We start from the raw sequence: 9713 nt of genomic DNA, 5'->3' as shown, positions 1-9713 counted from the left end.
CGTGTTCGGTGATCAGGTGGCGGGCGAACAGGGCGCCGAGGGCGCCGGTTCCGCCGGTGATCAGGACCGTGCCCTCCGGCGCCAACTCCGGCCCGGCCGTCGCGGCGGCACGCACCCTGGCCAGTCGGGGGGTGCTCGCCCGTCCCGCGCGCAGGGCCACCTGGTCGTGGCCGGACACGATCGCGGTGCCGAGTTGCTCGGCGCTGGCCGTACTGGCGTCCAGGTCGATCAGGGTGATGCGGCCGGGATTCTCCACCTGGGCCGACCTGACCAGTCCCCACACCGGGGCCGCGGCCGGGTCGACGTCCTCCGCGTCGTGGGTCGCGACGGCGTTGCGCGTGACGAGCACGAGCCGGGAGGTCCCGAACGCCAGCCCGTCCTGCACCAGTTCCAGCGCTCGTACGGTGGCCCGGTGCGCCGCGGCCACCGGGTCGGTGCCGGTCGGCTCGTCGATCACGGCGACCAGGACGTCCCCGGCGGCGTCCGCGACGCTCTCGACCCGGCGGGCGGGGCCGGCCGCCGGGGTGTTCCCGAGTACGGCCCAGCCGGTGTCGGTGAGATCCTCCGGGTCGGGGAGCACGACCGGCGACCACAACACGTGGAACAGCGAGTCGGCGACCGCGCCGTCGACCCGGTCCGCGGGCGCCGCCGGACGTGCCCGCAACGCGCGCACCTCGGCGACGGGTTCGCCGGTGTCGTCGGCCAACCACACCCGGAACGCGTCCGGTCCCTTGGGCCTGATCCGGACCCGGAGCGCGCGCGGGCCGGCGGCGTAGAGGTCGAACCCGTGCCAGGACGGCTCGGTGATCTCTCGCCCGACCGCGAGCAACGGGTGCAACGCGGCGTCGAGCAGCACCGGATGGATCCCGAACGTGTCCGGGTCGACGTCCTCGGGCAACCGCACCTCGGCGAACAACTCGTCGCCGCGTTGCCACAGCGCCGCCAGCCCCCCGAACGCGGGCCCGTGTGTGCGACCGCGCTCGTCGAGCCGCCGGTGGAGGTCGTCCAGGTCGATCGGCGCGGCGTCGGCCGGCGGCCAGACGTCCAGCGCGATCGTCGGCGCCGGTGCCGGCTCGGTGAGCAGGCCGGTGGCGTGTACCTGCCACGGCACGGCCGAACCGTCCCCATCCGGCCGGGAGCCGATGGTGATCCGCCGGTGCCCGTCCGCGTCGGCCGCGCCCATGGTGACCTGCACCTGGACCTTGCCGTCGTCCGGGACGGTCAGCGGGACGTCGACGGTCAGCTCGGCGACGCCGGAACAGCCGACCTCGTCGCCGGCCCGGACCGCCAACTCGACCATGGCCGCCGCAGGCAGCGTGGCGATGCCGCCGACCCGGTGGTCGGCGAGCCAGGGCTGGGCGTGCAGCGAGAGCCCGCCGGTGAACACCGCACCGTCACCGCCGGCGAGCACGATGGCCGCCGTCAGCAGCGGGTGTTCCGGTGAGGTCAGGCCGATCCCGCCGGCCTTGCGCCCGCCCGGCGAGGTGCCGTCCAGCCAGTAGCTCTGGTGTTGGAAGGCGTAGGTGGGCAGGTCGGTCAGGGTCGCGGCGGTCCCGGTGAACAGGCGGGACCAGTCGACGGTGTGCCCGCCGGTGTGCAGGTGCGCGAGGGCGGTCACGGCGGTGGCGACCTGCGGCCGTCCCCGGCGTTGCAGCGCGGTGAACGACGCGTCGGCCACGCTCTGCGGGCCCATCGCGGTGAGCACGCCGTCGGGGCCGATCTCCACGAAGCGGGTCACACCCGCCGCGCGCAGTCGGGTGACGTGATCGGCGAACCGCACCGGCTCGCGCACGTGATCCACCCAGTACCGGGCCGAACACACCTCCTCGGCGGTCGCGGCCATCGGGACGACCGGCTCGGTCAACTCGACCCCGGCCAGCACCGCGGCGAACTCGTCCAGGACCGGATCCATCAACGGCGAGTGGAACGCGTGACTGACCGTCAACCGGTTCGTCTTGCGTCCCCGCGCCCGCAGTTCGTCCGCGACCTCGACGACGACGTCCTCGACGCCGGAGATCACCACCGCCGACGGCCCGTTGACCGCCGCGATGCCGGCCTCCTTCTCCCGCCCGCGCAACAACTCGACGACCTCGGCCTCCGCGGCCCCGACCGCGACCATCGCCCCGCCCTCGGGCAACGCCTGCATCAACCGGCCACGCGCGGCGACCACCCGACAGGCGTCGTCCAACGTCAACACCCCGGCCACGTGCGCCGCGGCCAACTCGCCGATCGAATGCCCGGTCACGAAGTCCGGCCGCACACCCCACGACTCGAGCAGCCGGAACAACGCCACCTCGACCGCGAACAACGCGGGCTGGGTGAACCCCGTCTCGTCCAACCCCACCCCGCCGAACACCACGTCCTTCAACGACCGGGACAGGTGAACGTCGAAACGGGCACAGATCTCGTCGAACGCCGACGCGAACACCGGGAACGCCTCGTACAGCTCCCGACCCATCCCCGCCCGCTGCGCACCCTGACCCGTGAACAGGAACGCCGTACGCCCCTCCACCGCGACCCCGGAAACCACCCCGGCCCCGGCCTCACCCGCCGCCAACGCCCGCAACCCCGCGACCAGTTCACCCCGATCCGCGGCCACCACCACACCACGATGCTCGAACGTCGACCGCGACACCGCCGCCGACAACCCGATATCCGACAACGACACCTCGTCGCCGGCCGCGGCGCAGACCAGCGACGCCAACCGCTCCGCCTGGGCCCGCAACGCCGGTACCGACCGCGCCGACACGGCCACCGGTACCACCACCGGCACGACCGGGGCCACCGGTACGACGACCTCGGTCGACTCCACCGGCACCGGCTCGACCGCCGGGGCCTGTTCGACGATCAGGTGTGCGTTGGTACCGCTGACTCCGAACGAGGACACCGCCCCGCGCATCGGCCGCCCGGTCGTCGGCCACGGCCGCGCCTCGGTCACCAGCTCGATCGACCCGGCCGACCAGTCCACCGCCGGTGTCGGCGCGTCCACGTGCAACGTCTTCGGCACCACCCGGTGCCGCATCGCCATGACCAACTTGATCACCCCGGCCACCCCGGCCGCGGCCTGGGTATGCCCGATGTTCGACTTCAACGAGCCCAACAACAGCGGTCGGCCGTCCGCCCGGGCCTGACCGTAGGTGGCCAACAGCGCCTGCGCCTCGATCGGATCGCCGAGCATCGTGCCGGTACCGTGCGCGTCGATCACGTCGACCTCGGCGGGGGAGAGACCCGCGTTGGCCAGCGCCCGGCGGATGACCCGCTGCTGGGACGGGCCGCTCGGCGCGGTCAGGCCGTTCGAGGCGCCGTCGGAGTTCACCGCACTGCCGCGGATCACGGCCAGTACCGGGTACCCCAGCCGCCGGGCGTCGGAGAGCCGCGCCAACGTCAGCACGCCCACCCCCTCGGAGAAGCCGGTGCCGTCCGCCGCCGCCGCGAACGCCTTGCAGCGCCCGTCCGGCGCGAGCCCACGCTGCCGGGAGAACTCCACGAAGCCGTCCGGCACCGGAATCACCATCGCCCCGCCGGCCAGCGCCAGCGAGCACTCGCCGTTGCGCAGCGCGGTCACGGCGTGGTGGATCGACACCAGCGACGACGAACAGGCCGTGTCCATGCTGACCGTGGGCCCTTCCAGGCCCAGGACGTAGGAGATCCGACCGGAGGCGACGCTGGTCAGCATCCCGGTCATCGCGTAACCCTCGATGCCGGTGGACGCCGCGTCGACGGTGGAGGCGTAGCCGGTGTACATGACCCCGACGAACACCCCGGTGTCGCTGCCCCGCAACGAACGCGGGTCGATCCGGGCCCGTTCGATGGCCTCCCACGTGGTCTCCAGCAGCAGCCGCTGCTGCGGGTCCATCGCCAGCGCCTCCCGGGGCGAGATCCCGAAGAACGCCGAGTCGAAACCCTTGACGTCGCTGAGGAATCCGCCCTGGCGCGCGTAGAACTTGCCCATCGCGTCGGGGTCCGGGTCGTACATGCCCGCCACGTCCCAGTCGCGGTCGGCGGGGAACTCGGTGATCGCGTCGACGCCGTCGGCGGCCACCCGCCACAACTCCTCGGGCGTGGACACGTCGCCCGGGTAGCGGCAGCCCATGCCCAAAATGGCGATGGGCTCGGACCGGCTCGATTCCAATTCCTCGACCCGGGCCCGGGCCTTGTGCAGGTCGGCGGTGACCCACTTGAGGTAGTCGAGGAGTTTCTCGTCCTTGTTCATCTGCCGCTCGCTCATGAGGACACCGCCCGAATCGAGTTCTCCAGTCCCGTGGCGGGACCCTGCTTGGTCAGCACCGACGAGCCGAGCCGGCCGGCCAGGGACAGCGCGAGGTGCAGGCGCAGGTGGTCCACCCGCAGGGACCGCCCCAGCAGTTGCTCCGCCTTCTTGACCCGGTAGACCACGGTGTTCTTCGCGATGTGCAGGTGTTTGGCCGTGACGGCCACGCCCCGCTCGTTGTCCAGCAGGCACCGCACGGTCTCGCGCAACGCGGCCATGGTGCGGTTGTCGGCGGCGAGCGGGCCCAGTTCACGGCGGACGAAGTCGGCGGTGGCCTCGGCGTCGTTGCCGAGCAGGATCACCAACTCCAGGTCGCCGTAGTCGCACAGCCTGGACGGGCCGGGCTCGGTGATCCGGCCGACCCGCTCCGCGGTGACCGCCTGCTCGTGCGAACGCTGGAAGCCGGCCACGCCGTCGCCCGGCAACCCCGAGGCGACGTGGATGTGCGCCGGCAGGTCCACCGGCTTGTCCGAGCGCCCCAGCTCGCCCGGGTGGTCGGTGGCGCGACCGCCCCACGCCCACAGTCGGCCCGGGCCCGCCGGAAGCAGCAACATCGAGGAGCAGCCGACCTGGTCCAGCAGCCGCAGTGCGGTGGTCTCCAGCTCGCGCTTGCTGTCCGGGGTGATCTCGTCCTGCCACAACACCAGCGCGACGTGATGCAGCGTCAGGTCGTACTGCAACCGGCGCAGCGCCTTGCGCGTGTCGACCGGCTTGCCCTTCAAAATCGCGGACACCAGTTCGAAGCGTTCACCCACGGATCCGGCGAACCAGCGGTTGCGTTCGGCGGCGAACTTCTCGGTCACCGCGGCGGAGAGGGTCTCCATTCCGTCGAACAGGTCGGCCGAAATGGACCGCATCATGGCCGGCTGGTCCTGGGCGGGGATCTGCGCCTCGCAGAACGCGAACAACTCGCGGGTGAATCGTGCCTGGCTGGCCCGGACGCACCGGAGCAGGAGGTCGACCGTGGTGTTGTCGGCGATGCGTTCCCGAATGGCATTGGTGAGTTCGGCGGAAAGCAGCCCGGTAATGGCGCGCACACCACTGAGTCGCAATACGACCCAGAGCGCTATCGCCTCGATCAGCCGCGTTTCGCTGGAAGATCTTCGATCGAAGCGCACGAACGGTTCCCCGGCCAACTCGGCGAGCAACAGACGGCTGTTCTCGATGGCCCAACCGGTCGCCCCGGAACCGACGCGCAGGACGACCTCCTCGACCAACTGCGCGTTCGTCGCCGGTAGATGGAGTACGGAGTCGTCCGTGGGGCGCAGTAGATGCAACAGCGAATAGGTGGATGTGATCTGTCGTTGCGCAGGTATGGCAGCCTGCGATATCGGATAGGCCGACAACGAGTAGCCTCCGTACCGGAAAGCGAGCGCGACTGGTCGTCGGCAGCCTTACACGGTTCCATCCACGGTGGGTAATCGGCCGGTAACCGCACGCCGGTGCCGAGATTACCGCCCGATGGGCGGGCTCGGCGGGCGGGTGCGACCTGCATGTCTTGGTGTTTGCGGCGGTATGCCCGGCCCCGGATCGCCGCACCCGGGTGCGGCTGTGCCGCACGCGCCCTGCGCGGGTTCGGGTGCGCGGGACGCGTGCGGGGTGGTGTTCGCCGGCGGACCGTGCCGGGCGGCGGGCGCCGTCGGTCAGTTCGGTACGCGGTCGCCTTCGGACCGCGCGGGCGGCGCGGTGCGCGGGTTCGTGTTCTTCGCCTTGGGCCGGTGTCGCCCGAAGCGCCGGACCAGCGGCGTCTCCACGCACCAGTACAGGAACGCGGAGCAGGCCAGCGCGGCGCCGAGCACGGCCAGGATCAGCAGTGCGTTGACCCAGGACGAGAACGTGCGGGTGGGGCCGATGAATTCGGCGGTCTGCATGATGACGATCCAGTGCACCATGTAGAACGCGAAGGAGATCTCGCCCAGGTAGATCATCGTCGGCTTGCGGAACACCGAGGCGGTGCGCTGTCGGTCCGCGACCGCGGCGGCGGCGATCAGGGGCGCGGTCCACACGGTCGCCACGCCGGCCGTGCCCGCCAGGTACGGCTCGTACTGGGTGAGCACGTAGCCGACGACGGCCAGGCCGAAGGCGGGCACCAGGCCGATGCGCGGCCAGCGACCGGCCGCGACGACCTTGGCCAGCAGAATGCCCAGGACGAATTCGAGCGCCCGGACCGGCGGGAAGAAGTACACGAACCACACCTGGTCGAAGGACACTTCGCCGGACACCCCGAAGGCGGCGAGCCGGGGCTGGTCGTCGACCACGTAGGTGCCGACCAGGAACGCGCCCACGATCAGCGCGAGTACCACCGCGACCGCCGGCCACAACCACTCCTCGCGGATCCGGCGCAGGACCGGCAGCAGGAAGGGGAAGGCCAGGTAGAAGAAGAACTCGCAACACAGCGACCAGCTCACCCCGTTGACCGCCGAGACGGTCTGGATGTCCGGGAACCACGCCTGTTGCATGGACCCGGAGGCGAGCCAGTCGACCAGCCGGGTGGGCCGGTCCGTCTCCAGTACGAACAGGGCCGCCAGGCCGAAGGTGACCACGTGCATCGGGCCGATCTTCGCCAGCCGGCGGCGCCAGAACGAACCGGTCGTGTCGCCCGAGCGGGCCGTCCAGGTGAGCACGAAGCCGCTCAGGATGAAGAAGAAGCCGACGCCGTAGGAGCCGAAGAGGGCGAAGGTCTCGCGAAGGTCGTCCCCCGTGTCACCCGGGACGAGCCGGGTGTAGAACAGGATGTGCGTCGTGAAGACGAGCAGGGCCGCCACGATGCGCAGTCCCGTCAACGACGGCAACCGTGCGGGTTCCGGGTGATCGGACGTGTGCGCATCGCCGGCGCGGCTCGGGCCGACTTCCCTGGTCACCATGTGATCGTCGGGGGTAGGAGTTCACCAGCGGGTTTCGCGCTTTCCCGAGCGGAGCGCGGCGGATTCGATCCGGAATGAATGGATGTGATCTGCGGATGCGCAGGAATAAGAGCCTGCGCTATCGGATAGCCCGACAACGAGTGGCCTCCGTACTGGAAAGCGGACGTGATCTGGGGGTCGGCAGCCTTGCACGATTTGTTCCCTGCCGGGTAATCCGTCGGTAACCGGGACCGGGCGGCGGAATTACCGCACGGTGGGCGGAAACTCGCGGCCCGCGCGATATCTTGCAATGCGCAGTCCGCCGATTGGCAATGACGAGGAGTACTCGTGACCGAGCCGGCCACACAAGACGTCCCGACCGCAGTCGGTGCCGGAGCCGGCACCGTGCCGTGGGTGTTGTCCGGGCGAACCGAACAGGGTCTGCGCGGCCAGGCCGCGCGGCTGCTGGCCCGGCTCGAATCCGACGCGGCGGCGAACGTCGCCGACGACCTCACCGACGTGGGCCGGTCGCTGGTGGCGGCCGGCGCGCTCTTCGAGTATCGGGCCGTGGTGCTGGGGCGCGACCGGGCGGAGTTGCTCGCCGGCTTGCGGGCGCTGGTCGAGGAGCGGCCCGCGCCGAACGTGATCAGCGGACGGGCGACCCGGCAGGCCCAGGCCGATGCCCGGCCGGTGTTCGTCTTCCCGGGCCAGGGCACCCAGTGGGTCGGCATGGCCGTCGAGCTCTTGCACACCTCGCCCGCGTTCGCCCAGGAGATCCGGGCCTGCGAGAAGGCGCTGTCGCCGCACCTGGACTGGTCCCTGGAGGACGTGCTGCGCGGGGTGGCGGGAACGCCGCCGCTGGACCGGGTGGACGTCGTACAGCCGGTGCTGTTCTCGATGATGTTGTCGCTGGCCCGGCTGTGGCGCCGATTCGGCGTGGAGCCCAAGGCGACGGTCGGCCATTCGCAGGGCGAGATCGTGGCCGCGCACGTCGCGGGCGCGTTGTCGCTGGAGGACGCGGCGCGAATCGTCGCGCTGCGCAGTCGGGCGCTGACGGCGATCCGCGGTCGCGGCGAGATGTTGACGGTGCTGGCCCCCAACGAGCGGGTGCGCACCATGCTGGCCGACTGGGACGGCGTGTTGTCGATCGCGGCGGTGAACGGCCCGGCCACCATGACCGTGTCGGGTGACGTCGGCGCGATGGCCGAGTTCGGTGCCGCGCTCTCCGCGGCTCGGATGATGCGCTGGCGGGTGCCGGGAGTGGACTTCGCCGCGCACTCGGCGCATGTGGAGGATCTGCGCGAGACCCTGCTCGACCTGGCGGCCGACATCCGACCGGCGCGCGGCGACGTGCCGTTCTACTCGACGGTGACCGGACGGCGCATCGACACCGACGAACTGGACGCCGAGTACTGGTACCGGAATCTGCGCCAGACCGTCAGGTTCGACGAGGCGGTGCGTTCGCTGGTCGCCGACGGGCACTCGATCTTCGTCGAGTGCAGCGCCCAGCCGGTGCTGTCCGTCGGCATCCAGGACATCGTCGAGGAACTCGGTCGTTCGGCCGTACTGATGGCGACGCTGCGCAATGAGGACGGCGGGATGGGCCGCTTCCTCGCCGCGTTGGCGGAAGCGTACGTGCACGGGGTCGCGGTGGACTGGACGGCCGCGTTCGCGTGAGAACCGGGTGACCGCGTCCGGTCCGCCCGAGCCCGTTTGACCCCGCCGTCGCCTTGAGCCCGCCCCGACCGCGCGTCCGGGCCGGTTCGGCGGCGGCTCGGTGCTGCGCCGGCCCGGGGGCGTCGATCCGCCGCGTCCGGGCATGCCAAGGGGCGGGTCGGCTTCGCCCGGAGTGGACGAAGGCGGCCCGCCGGGGTGGGGCGGGAGCGGTCAGGCCGATTCCGGGGACACCGGGATTCGGCTGGTCATGCGCTCCATGCCGCTGATCCAGTTGTCGCGCAGCGCGGCGGTGGCGGCGGCCACGTCCCCGGCGCGCAGGTGTTCGGCGATCCGGCAGTGCTCCTCCGCCTCGCGTTCCAACAGCGTGTCCTCGCCCGCGATCAGGTGGGTGTAGCGCCGCATGCCCGCCTTCACGCTGGTCACCAGATCCAACAGTCGCTCGTTCGGACACCGGCCGAGCAGCAGGTCGTGCCACTCGTCGTCGTGCCACTCGATCTCCGACTGCTCCGCCACCGGATCCGGGAAGTCCCGGGCCAGGCGCAGCAACTCCGGTGCCATCTCCTGGAGTTCGGCTGGGTCGGAGAGTTCGAGCGCGAGCGATTCCAGGCCCGCGACGATCTCGCACAGGTCGCGGAACTCCTTGCTGCTGACCGGCGCGAACCGGAAGCCGCGTCCCTGATTGCTCTCCAGGACGCCCTCGCCGGCCAGGGTGATCAGGGCCTCGCGCAGGGGAGTGCGGCTCACCCCCAACTCGCCCGCGAGCACCACCTCGTTGATGTCCTTGCCTGCCGCGAAGTCACCCCGGTCGAGGCGCAGAAGCAACTCCTCGCGGATCTGCTCCCGCAGAGGTCGCCGCTGGATTCCCATGGGTCGGTTACTCCTCGTGTCGATCGACGTCGATAACTGGTGCTTGACATGTCACA

5 protein-coding genes are annotated in these 9713 nt (G+C 71.1%); 1 reads left to right on the top strand and 4 read right to left on the bottom strand.

Annotated features, from left to right (window positions below):
* The 3 genes from ACFXMF_RS07575 to ACFXMF_RS07565 all read right to left on the bottom strand — a co-directional run.
* On the bottom strand, window positions 1-4228 hold a 4228-nt coding region (locus tag ACFXMF_RS07575; RefSeq protein WP_379990834.1), incomplete at its 3' end, for a type I polyketide synthase.
* Complete coding sequence (locus tag ACFXMF_RS07570) at window positions 4225-5547, bottom strand: PucR family transcriptional regulator (protein ID WP_380020564.1); 1323 nt, start codon at window positions 5545-5547, stop codon at window positions 4225-4227. The genes ACFXMF_RS07570 and ACFXMF_RS07575, both read right to left, overlap by 4 nt.
* A gap of 366 nt (window positions 5548-5913) precedes the next feature.
* Window positions 5914-7131, bottom strand: a complete 1218-nt coding sequence (locus tag ACFXMF_RS07565) for an acyltransferase family protein (RefSeq protein ID WP_379990833.1) — start codon at window positions 7129-7131, stop codon at window positions 5914-5916.
* 330 nt (window positions 7132-7461) lie between these two features.
* Here ACFXMF_RS07565 and ACFXMF_RS07560 point away from each other — a divergent pair, with 330 nt between their 5' ends.
* On the top strand, window positions 7462-8790 hold the full coding sequence (locus tag ACFXMF_RS07560) for an acyltransferase domain-containing protein (protein WP_379990832.1): 1329 nt from the start codon (window positions 7462-7464) through the stop codon (window positions 8788-8790).
* A 210-nt stretch (window positions 8791-9000) separates the two neighbouring features.
* On the opposite strand, the gene ACFXMF_RS07555 is transcribed toward ACFXMF_RS07560, so the two are convergent.
* Entirely contained in the window at window positions 9001-9657 is a 657-nt protein-coding gene (locus tag ACFXMF_RS07555) for a GntR family transcriptional regulator (RefSeq protein WP_360315097.1), read from the bottom strand.
* Window positions 9658-9713 lie beyond the last annotated feature (56 nt).

Origin of the sequence: Embleya sp. NPDC059213, from assembly GCF_042754445.1 — a bacterium.
In the GTDB taxonomy this organism is placed as follows: domain Bacteria; phylum Actinomycetota; class Actinomycetes; order Streptomycetales; family Streptomycetaceae; genus Embleya.
This window is presented reverse-complemented; position numbering and strand designations above follow the sequence as displayed.